Source organism: Pseudoduganella violaceinigra DSM 15887 (assembly GCF_000425385.1).
Taxonomy (GTDB): domain Bacteria; phylum Pseudomonadota; class Gammaproteobacteria; order Burkholderiales; family Burkholderiaceae_D; genus Rugamonas; species Rugamonas violaceinigra.
The window spans coordinates 140,956-159,221 of sequence record NZ_AUDI01000009.1 but is presented as its reverse complement, the minus strand read 5'-3'; the positions used below and the strand labels follow the sequence as shown (position 1 = coordinate 159,221).

Annotated in this window: 13 protein-coding genes; 6 read left to right on the top strand and 7 right to left on the bottom strand. The window is 68.3% G+C overall.

Annotated elements, in window-relative coordinates; translation table 11 throughout:
- Positions 1 to 14 precede the first annotated feature (14 nt).
- Positions 15 to 197 (top strand): hypothetical protein, encoded by a 183-nt coding sequence (locus H597_RS33985; protein ID WP_083940986.1) that lies wholly within the window; start codon positions 15 to 17, stop codon positions 195 to 197.
- Here the strand turns inward: H597_RS33985 and H597_RS0106985 are convergent.
- Complete coding sequence (locus H597_RS0106985) at positions 176 to 4,618, bottom strand: translocation/assembly module TamB domain-containing protein (protein ID WP_035373370.1); 4,443 nt, start codon at positions 4,616 to 4,618, stop codon at positions 176 to 178. The two genes, H597_RS33985 and H597_RS0106985, sit on opposite strands and share 22 nt — an antisense overlap.
- Positions 4,618 to 6,396 carry an autotransporter assembly complex protein TamA gene (locus H597_RS0106980; RefSeq protein ID WP_307578927.1) on the bottom strand — a complete coding sequence of 593 codons (1,779 nt, stop codon included), beginning with the start codon at positions 6,394 to 6,396 and terminating at the stop codon, positions 4,618 to 4,620. Before H597_RS0106980 ends, H597_RS0106985 begins: the two co-directional genes overlap by 1 nt.
- 136 nt (positions 6,397 to 6,532) lie before the next feature.
- On the opposite strand from H597_RS0106980, the gene queC reads away from it, so the two are divergent.
- Together queC and H597_RS0106970 are read left to right on the top strand one after the other, a co-directional pair.
- A complete protein-coding gene (gene queC, locus H597_RS0106975; protein ID WP_028101496.1) occupies positions 6,533 to 7,264 on the top strand; it encodes a 7-cyano-7-deazaguanine synthase QueC in 732 nt (243 codons plus the stop codon).
- A 49-nt stretch (positions 7,265 to 7,313) separates the two neighbouring features.
- Positions 7,314 to 10,283 (top strand): CHASE domain-containing protein, encoded by a 2,970-nt coding sequence (locus tag H597_RS0106970; protein ID WP_035373365.1) that lies wholly within the window; start codon positions 7,314 to 7,316, stop codon positions 10,281 to 10,283.
- On the opposite strand, the gene H597_RS0106965 is transcribed toward H597_RS0106970, so the two are convergent.
- Complete coding sequence (locus H597_RS0106965) at positions 10,284 to 11,654, bottom strand: serine hydrolase domain-containing protein (RefSeq protein WP_035373362.1); 1,371 nt, start codon at positions 11,652 to 11,654, stop codon at positions 10,284 to 10,286.
- Between the two features lie 53 nt (positions 11,655 to 11,707).
- Positions 11,708 to 12,097: a hypothetical protein gene (locus H597_RS0106960; RefSeq protein ID WP_028101493.1), complete on the bottom strand. Its 390-nt coding sequence runs from the start codon at positions 12,095 to 12,097 to the stop codon at positions 11,708 to 11,710.
- Positions 12,098 to 12,306: 209 nt separating this feature from the next.
- Between H597_RS0106960 and H597_RS0106955 the strand changes: the two genes are divergently transcribed.
- Entirely contained in the window at positions 12,307 to 12,522 is a 216-nt protein-coding gene (locus tag H597_RS0106955; protein ID WP_028101492.1) for a hypothetical protein, read from the top strand.
- 108 nt (positions 12,523 to 12,630) lie between these two features.
- Positions 12,631 to 14,586, top strand: coding sequence for a sensor histidine kinase (locus H597_RS0106950; RefSeq protein ID WP_028101491.1), 1,956 nt, complete (start codon positions 12,631 to 12,633; stop codon positions 14,584 to 14,586).
- A 183-nt stretch (positions 14,587 to 14,769) separates the two neighbouring features.
- Here H597_RS0106950 and H597_RS0106945 read toward each other — a convergent pair whose 3' ends face one another.
- Both H597_RS0106945 and H597_RS0106940 read right to left on the bottom strand, forming a co-directional pair.
- The gene (locus H597_RS0106945) at positions 14,770 to 16,275 is read right to left on the bottom strand and encodes a response regulator (RefSeq protein WP_028101490.1); all 1,506 of its coding nucleotides are present in this window, start codon (positions 16,273 to 16,275) and stop codon (positions 14,770 to 14,772) included.
- A 118-nt stretch (positions 16,276 to 16,393) separates the two neighbouring features.
- Positions 16,394 to 17,143, bottom strand: a complete 750-nt coding sequence (locus H597_RS0106940) for a DNA-formamidopyrimidine glycosylase family protein (RefSeq protein ID WP_028101489.1) — start codon at positions 17,141 to 17,143, stop codon at positions 16,394 to 16,396.
- Positions 17,144 to 17,302: 159 nt separating this feature from the next.
- On the opposite strand from H597_RS0106940, the gene H597_RS0106935 reads away from it, so the two are divergent.
- Complete coding sequence (locus H597_RS0106935; protein WP_028101488.1) at positions 17,303 to 17,806, top strand: DUF3016 domain-containing protein; 504 nt, start codon at positions 17,303 to 17,305, stop codon at positions 17,804 to 17,806.
- A gap of 6 nt (positions 17,807 to 17,812) precedes the next feature.
- Here the strand turns inward: H597_RS0106935 and H597_RS0106930 are convergent, their stop codons facing one another.
- Positions 17,813 to 18,256, bottom strand: a complete 444-nt coding sequence (locus tag H597_RS0106930) for a thioesterase family protein (RefSeq protein ID WP_028101487.1) — start codon at positions 18,254 to 18,256, stop codon at positions 17,813 to 17,815.
- Positions 18,257 to 18,266: the final 10 nt, after the last annotated feature.

Sequence of the window (18,266 nt, the reverse complement as noted above, 5' to 3'; positions counted from 1 at the left end):
CCGGAGTCCCAGCCATGGATAAACACCCCATCCACGCCCACCGCGCGCCGGACTTGCCGGTGCCGGTCGATGAATCGCAGCCGCGCCCGGAGCCGGTGCACCCCCACAGCCCGCACAGTCCCGTCCCACAGGACGAGCCGGTGCCCAGCCATAATCCCGAGCTGGGGCCGCCGGGTCAGTCGAACGCCCAGTTATAGAGCACGTCCAGCGCGTTGTTGGTGCCCGTTTGCACCTGCAGCGTGACCCGGTTGTTGATCTTGTAGCGCAGCTTGACCAGGCTGGTGGCGCTTCCCGCGCCCTGTTCGAAACTCAGATAGGCGCGCGAGGACAGCTTCTTGCCGACCGTGACAACGGTGCTTTCCAGCCCCTTGGCCTGGCTCACGCCCAGTTCATCGAGCCCGACCCGGTTCGCCAGGCTTGGGCCGCCGCTGCCGCCCAGCAGGGCGCCGGCGGCCGTGCCGAGCAGGCTCATTTCATTGCCCGCCATGTCGGCGGTGCCGTGGCCGAGCACCATCCAGGCCAGCTTTTCGCTGTCCGGCACCGACGGCGTCGAGACCAGCTTGGCGGCCGGCGCCAGCGCCGTGCCGCGCACTTCGACCCCCGCTTCCACATTGGTTTCGCTCAATTCGTCGCCCTCGGGACGTTTGCGCACGGCGCGGATGTTCAGGCTGGGGTTGTCGTAGGCGCCGGTGAAATTCAGCACGCCCCGTTCGATCGCCAGGCGCTGGCCGTAGGCGGCATAGGTACCGCTGACGACGCGGATGCTGCCATTGACGCGCGGCGGCCGGCGCTCGGCCACGCGCACGCGCACGCTGCCGGCCAGCTGGGCGTCCAGGCCTTTGCCGCGCAGGGTGAAGTCGTCGCCCAGGTCGGCTTCCACATCGATGTTCAGCGGCTGCCCGGTGGCGGGGGCGGTCTTCGGTTTTTCGCGGCCGAGGATCACCACGTCCTCGCTGATGGTCGGGGTGTCGAGCGAAGGCAACTCGATCAGGGCGCGGTTGGCCTTGAATTTGCCATCGAATTCGAAGCGCTTGGCGTCGCGCACCAGGGTGCTGCTGCCGCTCAGGACCAGGGTGCGGTCGGGCCGGTTGAACACTTGCAGCTTGTCGGCGGCCAGCTTGAGGTCCAGCGCCACGTCGCCGCCGGTCAGCCGCAGCCAGCCGTCGGCCTGCACATGGCCGTCGGTACCATCGAAGCGCAGGCGCTGCAGCTGCAGCTGGTCGCCGGCGACCTTGGCCTGCAAGGCGCCGTTGCGCAGGCGGATGCCTTGCTCGGCCCAGTTGATCGACAGGCCGTCGCCCACCACCTCGCCGTCCAGCAGGGGATTGGCGATGGTGCCGCGGCCCGCGGCGCTGGCGCGCAGGGCGCCATCGAGTTCCATGCCCTGCACCCCGAGCAGTGGCGACAGCCAGGCGATGGAGGGCAGGCTGGCGCTGGCGCCGAATTGCAGCGGGCTGTCGGCGGGAATGCGGCCGTCGCGCAGCTGGGCCGTGGCTTCCAGGCGCGCGTTGCCGGCCTTGTCGCCGGCGAGTTCGGCCTGGGCGCGCAGCTGGTCGCCGGCCACGGTGACGTGCGCATCGAGCAGTTTCAGGCCGAGCGGGAGGGGGCGTTCGCCGCCGGTGATGGTGATATCGCCTTTTTCGCGGAACACGTGCACGGTGCCGTCCAATGCGGGCGCGGCGCCTTTCGCCGCCGGCGCCGACAGGTCGAGCGCCCAGTCGCCGCCCAGCGTCATGGTGCTGGCGACGCTGCTGCGCCAGGTGTCGGACAACTGGGCCAGATAAGCGGCGTTGACCCCGGTGGCCGTGCCTTTGCTGCGCCAGTGCAGGCCGTTCTTTTCCAGCGTGTCGATGCGCAGGCTGCCTTCCGGCATGGCGATGGTGGCGCCGCCGAGCGCAAGCTGTTCCGGCTTGGCCAGGCCCGCCATGCCGCCGCCCTCGCGGCCGGCGATGCGCAGGGTGGCCGGCGCCTGCAGCGATAGGGCGAAGCGGCCCTTGTTCTGCAGGGCGTCGATGCTGCCGTTCCAGCTGTCGCCGGCCACGCTGCCGTGCAGCCTGGCGCTGGCGTCGAAGTCCGGGTTGGCGGCGCCGACCTGCACGCTGTGGTTGCCGGCGCTGCCGCTGGCTTGCAGGCGCAGGCGGTCCAGCTGCACGCCCGGCGCATTCAAGCCGCTCAGCGCCAGGTCGGCCTGCAGCGGATCGTCCGGGCCGACGGCGGTGCCGATGGTGGCGCTGCCCTTGATGGTGGCGATTTCGAACTGGCCCGGCAGGCGCAGGGAGGCGCCGTCCAGGCTTGCGCTGAGCGTGGGCATGGCCTTGCCGCCAGCGCCGCCGCTGGCATAGCCGCTGCCGCGCAGGCTGCCCGACCAGCCGCTGCCCAGCACTGCCAGTTGCGGCGCGTCGAGCTTCCAGTCGAAGCGGTCCTGCGGCTTGCCGAAGGCGCCCCTGGCCTGCAGCAGGTTGGGGCCGAGGTGCAGGTCGATGTCGCCGTCCTGCACGCGGCCGGGACTGGCGGCCAGGCGGGCGTGGCCGCTCAGCGCCGCGTTGCCCAGCGTGGACGCGGGCTGCAAGCGGATGTCGGCATGGGCCAGCCAGTCGGCGCTGGCGCGCAGGCTGGCGTCGAAGTCCGCGTTGACGCTGCCGGCCACGGGCGCACCGAAGCTGGCGGGATTGACGCGCGCCGCGCTGCCGGACAGCTTGACGTCCATCGTCCCGGACAGGGCCGCTTCGCCGCTGGCCTTGATCACGCTGTCGGCCTGGGCCGCCGGCGCGCGCTGGCCCGGCGCCAGGAACGCCAGCCCGCGCGCTTCGGCGCTGAAGCTGGTGCGCGGCGCCGCATAGCCGCCGGCCAGGGTGCCGCTGGCGTTTGCGCTGCCCTGCAGCTGCGGGTGGAGCGCGGCCAGCTGCGCCGCCTCGAGCTGCCAATCGAGCTGGTCGCCGGCCGCGCCGAATGCGCCGCGCGCGGTGAAGTTGTTGCGGGCGTAGGCCAGGCTGGCATCGATGCCGGAAAGATGCCTGGCATCGGCGGCCAGCACGGCTTTGCCGGACAGCGGCTGTCCCATCAGCTTACTGGGCTGCAGCAGCAGGCTGACGGCGGCGCGCCAGTCCGGCGCCAGCTTGCCGCTGGCCTGCAGTTCCGCATTCAGGTCGGCCACCGCGAAGGCGCCCAGCGCGGCGGGATCGAAGCGCTTGGCGCTGGCGTTGGCCTTGAAGGCCTGGTCCTCCTTCAGGCTGGCCTGCGCCGTGGCGGTAATGCTGCCCTGGCCGGCCGTGAGGCGGGCTTCGTGCACGGTCAGCAGCAAGTCGCGCAGCGTGGCGTGCGCGTCCAGCCGCAGCTTGCCTTCGCCCAGTGCCGCGCGCAACGTGTGCTGCCGGCCCTTGCTGTCGGCGCTGATATCGCCGGCGATGGCGGTGCGTGCCGCGGCGCTGAACAAGCCGTGCAGGTCGAGCCGGTCGGTATGCAGGCGCAGGGCGGCGCTGTCGATGCCGCCGTCTTGCGGCAGGCGGCGCAGGGTGCCGCCGCCGGTGAATTTGCCGGCGGCGCCGAAGTCGATCAGCAGGCCGCCCAGGCTGGCGTTGTCCAGCGTGCCCCCCAGTTGGGCGAAGGCGCTTTGCAGCGGCAGCTGTTGCTGGTCCAGCGGGCCGAGTGTACCGCGGTTGGTGGCGGCCAGTTTGCCGGACAGTTTGTTGCCCTCGATGGCGGCATCCAGCGCCAGGTCGATGGCGGCCTTGGGCCAGGCCGGATCGAAGCGCGACGGATCGACATCGCGCGCCTGCAGCCGGATGCTGCGCAGGGGCAGGGCGTCGAACGGCGCCAGCAGCAGCGTGCCGTCGCCGTTGGCGTAATGCGATGTGCCTTTGACGTCGAGCTTGAGCTGGGCCAGATCGCCGCTGGCGACCATTTCCAGCTTGGCCGCGCTGCGCCGGACCAGGCCCGGGTCGGGCGCCTTCACTGGCCCGGCCCCCGCTGCCGGCAGCGGCGCCAGGGCCGCCGTCGCGCTCAGCTTATACGGCCGCTGCGTGGACATTTCGGCGCTGGCGGCGATGGCGCCGGCCGGCGTCTCGGCGCTGGCGTCTTTCAGCAGCCAGCGCTGACCGTCGCCTTGCAGCTGCAGCCGGATCGCGTGCAATTCCGTGCGGCTGCCGTCCAGGGCGACGAGGGCCAGGGTCGTCACGCGGCCGTCGCCGAGCTGCAGCCGGAACGGCGGGGCGATCGAGGCCGGCATCGCGGCGGGCTTGGCGGGCCCGGTGGCGCGCGACTCGGCGCGCGCCACGTGCAGTTCGCTGATGGCGACGCCTTCGCTGAAATACTGCAGCGGCGACCAGTTGATCTCGATGTTGTCGAGCGTGAGCACGCTCGATGCGTCGCGGTAGACGAGATGGCCGATGTGCATGCGGCCATACAGCGAGCCGCTGACGCCGCTGACCGAAATCTGGCCGCCGCTGGCGCGGGCGACCTGCGCCAGGATGCCCTGCAAAGTGCTTTCCCGGCCCAGCAGCCAGAGCGCACCGCCCAGGACGGCCAGGGTTGCGCCGCCGCCGAGCAGGGCGCGGCGCAGCCATTTGCGCCGCGGCGCTGGCGGCACGGGCGTGTCAGGAGGAGTAGGCGGCGTATCCATCAGAACGTGAATCCCAGCGAGAAATGTAGGCGCACCTTGCCGGTGGCATGGCCGTAGGCCAGGTCGACGTTGATCGGTCCGACCGGGCTTTTGTAGCGCACCCCGGCCCCGTAGCCGGACTTGGGATGCAGCCCGCCCAGGGAGTTGGCGGCATTGCCGGCGTCGTAGAAGAGCGCCGCGCCCCAGGCCGGCTTGAACCAGTACTGGTACTCCGCGCTGCCGGTCACCAGGTAGCGGCCGCCGACCGTGGCGTCGCCCTGCTGCACGCCCAGCTCCTGGTAGGCGTAGCCGCGCACCGAGTTGTCGCCGCCGGCGCGGAACAGGTAGGTGGTCGGCACGCCGTCCTGGCGCGCCGAGGCGAGCGCGCCGATCTCCGCGCGCAGGATCACGGTCGACGCCGGGCTTAAAGGGCGGTAGGTGATGCCGCGCGCGGTGGCGCGGAGGAATTTCTCGTCCGTCAGCAGCGGAAGCAGCGCCCCGCCCAGCGTGGCATTGATCACATGGCCCTGGGTGGGGAACACCAGGTTGTCCACCTTGCGCCAGGTGGCGGCATAGGTGATGGGCAGCGACTGGCTATGCGATGAGAGCACGCGGTTCACCGTCTTGCTCTCGTTCAGGTACTCGATCGAGATACTGTGTTCCAGCAGCGGCGTGCCCCAGGCCCGCTTGGCGGCGATGGAACCGGTGCGCGTGATCTCGCCCTCGATGTCCTTGCGCTCCAGCGCGGCGCCGAAGCTGTCGTTGTAGCCGTCGGCCGTGGTGGGGAAATAGAAATCGCTGCGCGCCGACTGGCGCTTGGTCTCCAGCGTCAGCGCGCTTTTCATCTTCAGGCCAAACACGTCCAGGTCGTCGTACGTGCCGGACGTGCGGGCGCCGGTATTGGTGCTGAAGCCGATACCCACGCTGGCGGTCTTGCGCCGGTTCTCGACCACCCGCACCAGCAGGGGCAGCGGCGCCATGGCGGCCGGCGGCGGCGTGCCTTCGGCCTTGTCCGCGGCGGCGGCGATCTGTTCGTCCAGCAGCGCGGACAGGTCGGCGCTCACCTCGACGTTGGCGAAATAGCCGGTATCCTGCAGCTTGCCCTGGTAGGCCTGCAGCGCCGCTTCGCTGTAATAGTCGCCCGGCTTGATCGGGTTCAGGTTGCGCACCACCGACGCCGGATAGCGCCGCAGGCCCTCGATTTTCAGTTCGCCGAAGCGCATCTCGGGCCCGCTCTCCAGCGTCACATGCAGCAGGGCGCGCCGGGTTTCCGGATCGACCACGGCTTCGCTGGCCGTCATCTGCGCGCGCGGGTAGCGCGTCTGCACCACCGCGCGCAGGAGATCGCGCTTGGCCTTTTCCCATTCGTCCTGGCGGAACACGGACCCCGCCGGCAGGCCCCAGCCGGCTTTCAGGGCCTGCTGGTCGAAGGGCGCGGCGGCGGTCGACTCGAAACCTGCCAACCGGATGTCGACCTCGCCCACCCGCACCGGTTCGCCCGGCACCACCTCGATCCGCACGGTCGGCGTGCCGCTGTCGTCCAGGCGGATATCGACGGCCGGCGTGTAGTAGCCGGCCGTGGCCGCCAGGGTCTTGATCTGCTCGGGCGCCGCGCGCAGCATGCGCTGCAGCTGGTCGCGGTCCATGCGCGGGCTCTTGCGGTAGCGCACCAGGTCCAGGTTGTCTTCGAGGAGTGACTCCAGTCCGTGCGGCGCGTTGATGCGCACCTCGTAATGCCAGTCCTGCGCGGCGGCCAGCAAGGGCAGCAGGGCGGCGCAGCCCAGGATCAGGCCCTTCAATACTTTTATGCCGGTTTGTGCCAAAATTCGTGATCTGCGCTCTGGAAGTCGAAACCGAATGTTACCGGATCAGCAGAAAAGTGGGCGTACCCCTAAGACTTTTTAAAACCAGAAGCAACCAAGAGAAAGTGAAGCGATGCTGACTAACGACGCCGCACTGGTCCTGTTCAGCGGTGGACAGGACTCGACCACCTGCCTGGCATGGGCCCTCGAGCGCTATCCGCGCGTCGAAACCATCGGCTTCGATTATGGCCAGCGCCATGCCATCGAGCTGGCCGTGCGCCCGCGCGTGCTGGAACAGCTGCGCAGCCTGAAGCCGGAATGGGCGGCCCGCCTGGGCGAGGACCATATGGTCGACCTGGGCCTGATCTCGCAGCTGTCGAAAACGGCCATGACCGAAGACATCGAGATCGAAATGCAGGAAAACGGCCTGCCCAACACCTTCGTCCCCGGCCGCAACCTGCTGTTCATGACCGTGGCCGCCACCGTGGCCTACCGGCGCGGCCTGACCGTGCTGGTGGGCGGCATGTGCGAAACCGATTTTTCCGGCTATCCCGACTGCCGCGATGACACCATGAAGGCGCTGCAGGTGGCCCTCAACCTGGGCATGGATACCCGCAACAAGCTGGAAACGCCGCTGATGTGGCTGGACAAGTCGCAAACCTGGCAGCTGGCCGAACGCCTGGGCGGGCGCCAGCTGGTCGACCTGATCCGCGCCGATACCCACACCTGCTACAAGGGCGAACGCGGCGAGCTGCACGACTGGGGCTACGGCTGCGGCACATGCCCGGCCTGCGAGCTGCGCGCGCGCGGCTACCGCCTGTACCATGCCACTTCCAGTCACAATCGCCCCGCTGGCGCCGATTGACTTTTTCTATAGGGCAATTTCTTTGCCCTAAATAAACTAGTATGCGGGTATGCACAGGCCACCAGCCAGCCCGCTGTCGCAGCGCTTGCTCCAGCCCCGCCTGCTGGCGGGGTTGGTGGCCGCGCTGTGCCTGACGGCCACGGCCAGCGTCTGGTGGGGCGCCCAGGCCGACGCCCGGCGCGACGCCAATGCCGACTTCGAGTACCGCGCGCGCGAACTGGCCAATCATGTCGCCGCGCGCATGCAGGCGTATGTGCAGCTGCTGTATGGCGTGCAGGGCTTGTTCGCCAGCTCCGATTTTGTCGACCGGCGCGAATTCCACACCTATATCGAACGCCTGGAACTGGCCCAGAACTTCCCGGGCCTGCAGGGCATCGGCTATATGCGCCTGGTGCCGGCCGCCCAGCTGGCGCACCATATCGCCCGGGTCCAGGCCGACGGCTTCCCCGACTACGCGGTCACCCCGCCCGGCCAGCGCAGCCAGTACGCGCCGGTGGTCTACCTCGAGCCCTTCACGGGCAGCAACCTGCAAGCTTTCGGCTACGACGGCCTGGCCGAACCGGTGCGCCGCGCCGCCTTCGAGCAGGCGCGCGACAGCGGCCTGCCGGCCATGAGCGGCAAGCTGCTGCTCAAGCAGGACGGCGCCGGCCCGGTGCAGGCCGGCTTTCTAGTGGCGCTGCCCATCTACCAGAACGGCATGGGGCGCGCCACCCAGCGCCAGCGCCGCGCCGCGCTGGCGGGCTGGGTCTACGCGCCGTTTCGCATCGGCGACGTGATGGGGGCGCTGGGCCAGGATGCGCTGCGCGGCCTCGCCGTGGCCATCTACGACGGCGAGGAGCCGAAGCTGGAGAACCGCCTGTTCGACAGCGCGCCGGCGCTCACCGCCAACGGCGACCGCCGCCACACCCTCAAGCCGCTGCACTTGGCCGGGCGGCGCTGGACGCTGCAGGTCAGCGCCCTGCCCAGGCCTGGCGGCGTCCTGTCCGACAAGCCGCACGCCATTGCGCTGGGCGGCCTGCTCATGAGCGCCTTGCTGGCGCTGCTGGCCTATGTGCTGGCGGAAAGCCGCCAGCGCCTGCGCGTGGCGCTGGACCAGAGCAGCCGCATGGGCGACGAATTGCGCGAAGGCCAGGAAACCCTGCTGGCCATGGCCGAACATGCGCAAGCCAGCCAGGCGGTCTTGCGCTGCATCCTCGATTCGACGGTGGACGGCATCCTGGTCGACAACTACCGCGGCGCCGTGCTGAATTCCAACCGCCGCTTCCGCCAGTTGTGGAATGTGCCCGAACAGCTGGACTGGCAGAACGATGGCGCCATCCTGTTGGCCCATATGGCGGCCCAGCTGGAGCAGCCCGAGGCCTTCCGGCAAGCCTGCGCGCGCCAGGACCAGGCGCCGGAGGACAGCCACAGCCAGCTGCCGATGCGCGACGGGCGCGTGCTGGAAGTGGCCACGCGCCCGCTGCACCTGGGCAGCGAGGCGGCGCGCCTCTGGTCCTTCCGCGACATCACCGAGCGCACCCTGAACGAACGGCGCGAAGAAGGGCGCCACCAGGTGCTGGAGCTGCTGGCCGCCGGCGCGCCGCTGCAGCAAGTGCTGGATAGCCTGCTGCGCGGCATCGAAGCGGTCAATCCCGGCATGATCTGCAGCGTCATGCTGCTGGACGAGGAGGGCCGTCACCTGTTCGTGGCCGCCGGCCCCAGCCTGCCGCCCGCGTTCAATCGCGCCATCCACGGCTTGGCGATCGATGCCGGCAACGGCGCATGCGGCAAGGCGGTCCGCAGCAACTGCCGCGTCATCGTCGACGATATCGGCACCGACCCGCTGTGGACGCCTTACCGCGAGCTGGCCCTGGACAATGGGCTGGGGGCCTGCTGGTCGGAACCGGTGCACGGCGCCAACGGCAAGATCCTGGGCTCCTTCGCCATTTACCACCGCGAACCGCAGCGCCCCAGCGTGGCCCATATCGCCCTGCTCGACCAGGCCGCCAGCCTGGCCGGCATCGCCGTGGAGCAGGCGCGCGCCGCCGCCGCCCTGCGTGTCGGCGAAGCGCGCTTTCGCAGCTTGTACGACCACGCGCCGGTGGCCTTGTGGCAGCAGGACTGGTCGGCCGTGCGCGCCGCCTTGCAGGAGCTGGCCGACGCCGGCGTGGACGACCTGGCGCAGTGGCTGCAGGACCATCCCCGCGAGCTGCCGCGCCTGGCGCAGCGGGTGCGCATCACCGACGTCAACGCCGCCGCCCTGGCCCAGGTGGGCGCCGCTGCCGCCGACAAGCAGCCCGGCAGGCTGGGCCTGGCGCAGAACTTCGCGCCGCCGGCGCTGCCGGTGTTCGGCCGCGCGCTGCAGGCGCTGCTGCAGGGCGCCCACCTGTTCCAGGGCGAAGGCAGCTTCCTGCGCCTGGACGGGGTCGAGCGCCAGAATGAATTGACCTTGCTGGTGATGCCGGGCCACGAGCACGCGCTCGATTTCGTGATCGTCTCCACCCTCGACATCACGGAGCGCAAGCGCTTGAACGATGAACTGGTGCAGCTGGCCAGCACCGACTACCTGACCGGCCTGCCGAACCGGCGCGAATTCATGGCGCGCCTGGAAGACGAGCAGGCCCGCCTGCAGCGCGACGTCGGCGGCCGCGCCGCCGTGCTGATGCTCGACATCGACCACTTCAAGCACATCAACGACGAACATGGCCACGACTGGGGCGACGCGGTGCTGCGCCACCTGGCCGGCCTGATGCGCGACTCGCAGCGCAAGATCGACATGCTGGGCCGCGTCGGCGGCGAGGAATTCGCCATCCTGTTGCCGGGCGCCGACCTGGACGCGGCGCGCGCCTTCGCCGAACGCCTGCGCCAGCGCATCGCCGACACGCCGATGGGGCGCGACGGCAGCCAGGTCGCCATCACGGTCAGCATCGGCATCGCCAGCCTGTCGCCATTGGAGCGCAATGGCGACGCCGCCCTGGTGCGCGCCGACCAGGCGCTGTACCGCGCCAAGCGCGGCGGCCGCAACCGCGTGGACGGCTGATTACTCGGGGCGCATGCGCAGCTGGTCGATCTTGTCGCTTTTGCCCAGCGCGAACTCCACCAGCAAGGTCCCGGAGGCATAGTTCAGGCGGTAGCTGTACTTGCGCACTTCGCCGTCGACGCTGCGCGACAGCGCCTCCACCCGGTTCAGCGCACCCCAGTCGCGCAAGTCGTCGGCGACCATGGCGATGAATTCCGGCGACAGCGCAGCGGCCACCTTGTCGCTCACGCCCTCCGGCGGCTTGCCGTCGGCGATGCGGGCGAACATGGCGCGGACGCGCTCGGCCACGGCCGGTTCGGTATCGGCGATGGCCGGCGCCGGCTTGGGCGCCAGCGCCGGCAGGTAGTGGGCGGCGACGATATCGCCCAGCTTGGCGGGGCGGGCGCTGGCGGAATTGGCCAGCACCACCACCGACAGCTTGTCGTCCACGAAGCGGTACAGCTGGGCGCGGAAGCCTTGCCATGCGCCGCCGTGGGCGATGGTTTTGTGGCCGTTGCGCTCGAACAGCTGCCAGCCGTAGCCGTATTCGGTGGCCTTGCCGTCGTTCAGCCGGGCCGGCGTCCAACTGGCCTGGCGCACGCTGGCCGGCAGCACCTGGTCGCCGTACAGCGCCAGATCCCATTTCGCCAGGTCGCGCGCCGTCAGGTACAGGCTGCCGTCCGCCGTGGTGTTCAGGCGCGGCGCCACCCAGGACTGGTTGACCAGCTTGCCGCCCTTGCGCTCATAGCCATGCGCGCGGTGCGGCACGATGTCGGCTTCGCTGATGATGCGCGTGCCCATGTCGAGCGGCGCGAAAATGCGCTCGCGCAGCTGATCGCCGTAGAACTTGCCGCCGGCCTTGTTGCAGATGAAGCCGAGCAGGTGGTAACCCATATTCGAATACGACCATTTCTCGCCCGGCGCGAACAGCATGGGGATTTGCGCCTCCAGCGCGATCAGCTCCTCTTCCGTGTAATCCTTGGTCAGGTCGAGCTTGGCGTACGGGTCGCCCAGGCCGGATGTGTGGGTCAGCAGGTGGCGGATGGTGATGCCTTCCCAGGCCTTGGGGGTGTTGGCCAGGTATTTCGAGACCGGATCGGCCAGCGCCAGTTTGCCGTCCTGCACCAGCAGCATCACCAGCGCCGCGGTGAAGGTCTTGCCGACCGAACCGGACTGGAACACGGTGTCCGGCGTGACCTTGACGTTGTTCTCGATGTCGGCCAGGCCATAGCCTTGCTCGCGGATGATCTTGCCGTCCTTCACGACGGCGATCGACACGCCGGGAATATGGCTGCGGCTCATCTCCGCCAGGATGGCGTCGTCAAGCGGGTCGGCGTGGGCGGGCAGGGACAGCGAGAGGGCGAGGGGGAGCAGCAGGAGGGTTGGGCGCATGGATGCAATTCCGGTGGTTGCCAAAATTGCATTCTAGCACCCGGTGCGGGCCATCAGGCCGGGGTATGTCCCAGGCTGGGCGCGGCGGCCTGTTGGCGGCCCTTGCGCTTCATCAGCCAGTAGATGGCGAACGGCAGCAGCAGCGGCAGGAACAGGGGCGACATGGCCGCCACTGCCACCACCACGCCCAAGGCCAGGCCGCACAGCATCAGCACGCCGACCCCGGCCATCACCACCCCGACCAGTACCGCCACGACGGTCAGTACCACCGCCACGATGGCAAACACGCCGCCGGCGATCGCCGTGCCCAGCAGGGCGCCCAGCGGGCCATCGATATCGCGGTCGCCGAAGCTGACCACCATATCGTTGCTGTCGATCAGCGTCCACGCCGCCAGCATGGCGACGACGAAGGCGAGCAGGGAGAAGGCAAGGAACTTTTTCATGATGGGCCTCGTGGCGTTGAACATGGTGTCACTCTAGGCCGCGCCCCGCGGCCCAGCCACTGGATTGCGACGAACGGTGGAATTCCGATGATGAATGGAAAAACAGCGGCATCCCTGCTTGAATTGATTAACTCTTTGCCTATACTGAATATCCGATCTCTGAGATGGAGGGAAATATGGCTTGGCTAGGAAGAGACGGGAGCCAATCGTTGCTCCTGGGAATCGACAGCGAACCGCGCCAGCGCAGCGCCACGTCATGCTTCGGCGGCGGCCCCAAAGGCCCGCCCTCGGCGCCACCGACGATCCCACCGATTATCATCAATCCCTTTAAATACCAGACGCCGGATCCGGCCATCGACCCGCGCATCACGCCGCTCGGTCCGCCCATCCTGCCGCCGCAACGGCCGGCCATCTCCCTGCATTGACCTGCCGCAAACCGATCGCGCCCGCGGTGCACGCGGGCCTGGTTTTCCGCTGGCTAGCCCGCGTCCCGCCTGCTATATTGCCCTGACGCATCTAACCATGGGAAGACAATGGAAAGCCGCCTGCGCCGCCTGGAAGCCGTCCAGGAAATCCTGCTGGAGATCGGGCAACTGTCCAACAGCTGCACCGACATCACCGTGTTCCTGCAATCGGTGCACGCGGCCCTGGGCCGCATCATGTACGCGGCCAATTTCTACGTTGCCCTGAGCGAGCGCGACGCCCCCGGCAACGCGGTGCGTTTCGTCTATTTCGTCGACGAAGCCGACGAGCCGCCCAGCAAGGCGCAACTGGTGCAGCTGGCCACGCCCGACCAGTCGCCCACCGCATGGGTCATCCTCAACCGGCAGCGCCTGGTGATGACGGGCGACGAGCAGCGCGCGCGCGAAGAGCACGACGCCTTCGGCCTGGGCACCGTGGCCGAGCACTGGATCGGCTGCCCGCTGCTGGACCAGGACCACGCCGTCCTGGGCGCCATGGTGATCCAGAGCTACGACCAGGAGCACACCTACAGCGAAGAAGACCAGGCCCTGTTCGCGCAAATCGCCAACCACGTCTCGAGCGCCCTGCAAGGCCTGCAAAGCATGGACCGGCTCGAACGCGCCGTACGCCAGCGCACCCTGGAGCTGGAGCGCGAAGTGGCCGAACGCAGCAAGGCCGAACGCCTGCAGCGCGCCCTGTATGGCATCGCCAGCCTGTCCGCCTCCGCCTCGGCCGAATCGGACGCCGGCGTCCTGTATGCCCGCCTGCATGGCATTGTCGGCAGCCTGATCCCGGCGCGCAACTTCCTCGTCGCCCTTTACCACCCCAAACGCGGCGACATCTCGATTCCCTATTTCGCCGACGAAAAGGACGCGCAGGCGCCGCGCCCGCGCTTTGCTTATGGCATCGGCATGAGCTCCTACGTGCTGAAGAAGCGCCAGCCCATGCTGCTCGACGGGCCGGCCTTCGCCGCGTTGCTGGCCAGGGGCGAGGTCCGCGAGCCGCTCGGCAACCAGGCCATCGCCAGCTGGATCGGCGTGCCGATGCTGGTGGGCGAACAGGCGCTGGGCGTGATCATCGTGCAAAGCTACGACGCCACGGTGACCTACACCCAGGCCGATCTCGACATCCTGGCCTATGTGGCCAGCCACACGGCCGCCGCCATCGCCCGCACCCGCGCCGACCTCGCCATGCGGCGCGCCAAGGCCGCCCTGGAAGAACAGAACAGCGCCCTGGCCAGCGCCCTGGCGCAGCTGCAGGCCGCGCAGACGGAACTGGTGCGCCAGGAAAAGCTCGCCTCCCTGGGCCGCCTGGTGGCCGGCGTCGCCCATGAAATCAATACCCCGCTCGGCATCTGCGTCACCGCCACCAGCCACCTGGTGGAAGAACTGCGGCTGTGCCGCCTCGACCTGGCCGAAGGCACCCTCGACGAAGATGGCCTGCACCAGTTCTTCAGCACCGCCGACCAGTCGCTGAAAATCATGACCACCAACACCCAGCGCGCCGCCGCGCTGGTGCGCAGCTTCAAGCAGGTGGCGGTCGACCAATCCTCGGAAAACATCCGCCACTTCAACCTGCGCAAATACCTGGACGAAGTGTTGCTGTCGCTGCAGCCCAAGCTCAAAGGCAAGCCGATCACCGTCGCGATCGACTGCCCGCCCGACATCGACTGCGAAAGCTTTCCCGGCGCCGTCTCGCAGATCGTCACGAATATGGTGGTGAATTCCCTGGTGCACGGCTTTGCGGAAGGGCGGCCAGGCACGATCCGCATCAGCGGCAAGCGGGACGGCGAGCACATCCTGTTCGACTACAGCGACGACGGCGTCGGCATGGACGCGGCCACGCTGCAGCAATTATTCGACCCCTTCTTCACCACCAAGCGCGGCAACGGCGGCAGCGGCCTGGGGGCGCACATCCTGTTCAACCTGGTGACGGGCCCGCTGGGCGGCACGGTCCACGTGACCAGCGCGCCCGGCATGGGTCTGCACTACCGCCTGCGCTTCCCCCGCGACCAGCGTAGCAAATAAAAAGTCGGGGTCAGAAAGTCGGGGTCAGGTCTGTCATTTGGACAGCCGCCGCGCACCTTTGATCCCTATCAAAGCGCGCCCCATCGGCAAGAATGGCGTGTTTTGATTATCTGCGAAAAGCGAGATATTGAGCGAGATCAAACGAACGTGCTGCCTGTCCAAATGACAGACCTGACCCCGACTTTAATCCGGCAAGCGTGCGTTGATGGCCAGCGCTTGGTCGATGTGCTGCACCATCAGTTCCACATACTTCGGGTCCAGATGCTGGCCGGCGACTTCCCGCAGGTGGGCCACCACTTGTTCGACCGGCCAGGCGTCTTTGTAGCAGCGCTTGTGCAGCAGGGCGTCGAACACGTCGGCGACCGCGACGATGCGGGCGTATTCGTGGATGGCCTCGCCGCGCAGGCCTTGCGGGTAGCCGCTGCCGTCGAATTTTTCGTGGTGCTGGTGGGCGATCACGGCGGCCGCTTTCAGGATCGGCCGCTGCGAGCCGTCCAGGATCGATAGGCCCACCACCGGGTGCTGCTTCATGATTTCCCATTCGGCCGCGTCGAGTTTGCCCGGCTTGAGCAGCACCGCGTCCGGTGTGGCGATCTTGCCGATGTCGTGCATCGGGGCGGCGTGCTTGAGCACGGCGGTTTCCTCGTCCGACATGCCGGCGGCACGCGCCAGCAGCTGGCACAATTCGGCGATCCGCCGGACGTGGTTGCCCGCTTCATTCGAGCGCGATTCGACCACGTCGCCCAGGCGCATGATCAGCTCGGCCTGCGTGTCGGTGATCTCCTGCGTCAGCAGGATGTTGTCGAAGGCGATCGCCACGCCGCTGCAGAAGATTTCCAGCAGCTGCTGGTCGAGCTCGGAGATTTCTTCCACGCCCTGCAGCACCAGCAGCGAGGCTTTGCCGCTGCTGTTCGGGAAGTAGCCGACGAAGGTGTCGCCGGTCAGGCGCGAGATCCGGTTGCGCTCGGCGTCCTTGAGCTGGGCCAGCAGTTGCGGCGTCAGCAGGCTGCCTTCGTCGCGCCCGATCTGGGCCAGGATTTCATAATCGGTCTGGCCGCTGACGGCGCTGGCGCCGCGCAGGCGCAGCAGCATGCTGTGTTCCAGGCGCAGCAGGGCCACCACTTGCTGCAGCAAGCCGCCGGCGAAGTCTTTCAGGTTGCGCTGCTGGAAGAGGTGGGCCGAGGCGGCGAGCACGCGCTCCAGGCCTTCGCGGTAGTGCAGCTGCTGCCGGCGCGCGGCGTCCACCTTCATGATGTCGCGGTAGGCGCGCAGGGCGGCGAAGGTGGTGGTGAACAGCTTGGTGCGGTCGAGCTCGGTCTTTTCCTTGTAGTCGTTGATGTCGTAGTCGACAATCACGCGCTCTTCCGGCGCCTGGCCCGGCTGGCCGGTGCGCAGCACGATGCGGGTGAACTGGTTGCCCAGGTCCTGGCGCAGCCAGCGCGCCACTTCCAGGCCGGCGTCTTCCTGTTCCATCACGACGTCGAGAAAGACCAGGGCGATGTCCGCTTCCGCCGCCAGCACTTGCTTGGCTTGGGCGCCGCTGTAGGCATGCAGGAATTCCAGGCCGCGCCCGTCCAGGCGGAAACGGCGCAGCGTCAGCTGGGTGATGTCGTGGATGTCCGGCTCGTCGTCGACCAGCAGGATGCGCCAGGGCGCGGCGTTGGGGGCGGCGGGCGACAGGAAAGCCATAGGGTAACTTCCTAATGTGACAGGCGGTCTGGGCGAGGCGCCGGTGTGCGCTGCCTCGGGCCGATTGTAGTCCGGACGATTGTTCTTAACAACAAGCAAGGCGCGCGCCGTGCCGCCTTCACCCGTCGGCGCCATACCGCTTTTGGCAGTGCCCGCACCAGAAGCTGCGGCGCTGGCTCAGTCCCAGGTGGGCACGCTGCAGCGTGCGCTGGCAGCGCGGGCAGATGCTGCGGTTGTGCACTTGCCAGTGCTGTTTCAGGACGAAGGCCAGCTTCCAGGCCTTGAAGTCGAAACTGTATTGGCGCGCCTGCTGCACCAGGGCGCGCAATTTTCCCTGCGGTAATGCGCCGACCAGCGACAGCGGATGCAGGCGCAAGCGGAACAGGACTTCGTTCTTGATGATATTGCCGACACCAGCAAAGATGTCCTGGTCGAGCAGGGCGTCGCACACCAGGCGCGCGGGCTGCGCGCGCAGTTTCTTCAGCGCCAGGCGGGCGCTCCAGTGCGGCGACATGACGTCGGCGCGCCAGTCGTACGCCTGGGCCAGGTCGCCTTCCACCAGCTTGACCGAGCAGGCGTAGAAGTTCAGCTCGCCGCCTTCCTCGAAGTGCAGGGCCAGGCGCGGCGCCGCGCCGTCCTTGCGCTCGTCGATGCGGTAGCTGCCGAACAGCAGGAAGTGGATGCGCAGCGTGTACAGCGGCAGTTCGAGCAGGAAATGCTTGCCCCAGCTGCGCAGCGATAGCAGCGGCTGGCCGGGCAGCTCGGCAAACGGCACGGCCTTGCTGTTGCCGCTGGCGGCGGCGATGGTGCGGCCGGCGAAGGCCTGCGCCTGTTCGGTGAGGATGACGATCGACGGGCCTTCGGGCATGGGCTCCTCCTTGCCGGCCAGTGTCGCCGCGGCGCGCCTGCCGCGCTGTGCGCGCCCGCACCTTTGCTGGCGCGTGGCAGTTGTCAGAAATTGTTTCAAGCGCGGCGCGGCGGCGCCGCAGGAGTACTATGGAAGCTCTCGCATGAAAGGACCGCCATCATGAAACGCCTCACTCGCTACTGGATTGCCGCCGCCTTGCTGCTGGCCGCCGCCGGCGCCGCCTCGGCGGGCACGGTGACCGTGACCTTCCAGGAACCGGAAAAATTCGCCGACGTACCGTTCTGGGAGCAGGAGCGCACCCAATTGCTGAAAGAGCTGGGCGAGCACTTCCAGCATCTGGGCCAGCAGCTGCCCGCCAATCAGCAGCTGCGCATCACGGTGACCGACCTGGACCTGGCCGGCCGGGTCGAGCCGCGCCGCCACTTGATTCACGATATCCGGGTGCTGCGCGGCGGCGCCGACTGGCCCACCATGACGCTGCAGTACAGCCTGGAACAAGACGGCAAGGTGCTGGCCAGCGGCCAGGAGCATTTGAAGAACATGATGTACCTGGACGGCTTGAACCGCTATGCCAGCGGCGACGCGCTGCGCTATGAGAAGCCGATGGTCGATGCGTGGTTCCGCGCCACCTTCGGCAGCCCCACGCAGCTGAGCAGGAAGTAGGCCAGCTCAGTCGACCCAGTTCACGCGGCTGAACTTGGCGCGGAAGTCGTCCGGCATCGGCACCACCTGGCCGTGGCCGTAGTGGTAAAACACGAAGCCCTGCTTGGCCATCGCCACCAGGGTGGCGTCGGCCGGGCGGGTGATGCGGAAGATCACGTCGCCGCCATACTTGTTGAAGTCCATCACGCCCACCTCGAACAGCAGCTGGTCGCGCGCATGGGCTTCGGCGCGGTAGGTGGTGGCCAGGTCGGTGACGATGATGCCGGTCCCGTCGCCTTCGCTCTCGCGCACGCCGAACTCGAACAGGAAGCGCGCCCGCGCTTCCGAGATCATGGAAATCATCGAGTCGTTGCCCAGGTGGCGGGCGCCGTTGATATCGGTGACGCGCACCGTCATCGGGGTTGAAAAGCAGAATTGCTCGTCCGGGAAGCTCAGCGTCAATCGGGCCATGGCGTGCGGG

Coding starts and splice junctions, on each gene's coding strand:
- H597_RS33985 (WP_083940986.1), top strand. CDS start 15: ATGGATAAACACCCCATCCACGCCCACCGCGCGCCGGACTTGCCGGTG.
- H597_RS0106985 (WP_035373370.1), bottom strand. CDS start 4,618: ATGGATACGCCGCCTACTCCTCCTGACACGCCCGTGCCGCCAGCGCCG.
- queC (WP_028101496.1), top strand. CDS start 6,533: ATGCTGACTAACGACGCCGCACTGGTCCTGTTCAGCGGTGGACAGGAC.
- H597_RS0106970 (WP_035373365.1), top strand. CDS start 7,314: ATGCACAGGCCACCAGCCAGCCCGCTGTCGCAGCGCTTGCTCCAGCCC.
- H597_RS0106965 (WP_035373362.1), bottom strand. CDS start 11,654: ATGCGCCCAACCCTCCTGCTGCTCCCCCTCGCCCTCTCGCTGTCCCTG.
- H597_RS0106960 (WP_028101493.1), bottom strand. CDS start 12,097: ATGAAAAAGTTCCTTGCCTTCTCCCTGCTCGCCTTCGTCGTCGCCATG.
- H597_RS0106950 (WP_028101491.1), top strand. CDS start 12,631: ATGGAAAGCCGCCTGCGCCGCCTGGAAGCCGTCCAGGAAATCCTGCTG.
- H597_RS0106945 (WP_028101490.1), bottom strand. CDS start 16,275: ATGGCTTTCCTGTCGCCCGCCGCCCCCAACGCCGCGCCCTGGCGCATC.
- H597_RS0106940 (WP_028101489.1), bottom strand. CDS start 17,143: ATGCCCGAAGGCCCGTCGATCGTCATCCTCACCGAACAGGCGCAGGCC.
- H597_RS0106935 (WP_028101488.1), top strand. CDS start 17,303: ATGAAACGCCTCACTCGCTACTGGATTGCCGCCGCCTTGCTGCTGGCC.
- H597_RS0106930 (WP_028101487.1), bottom strand. CDS start 18,256: ATGGCCCGATTGACGCTGAGCTTCCCGGACGAGCAATTCTGCTTTTCA.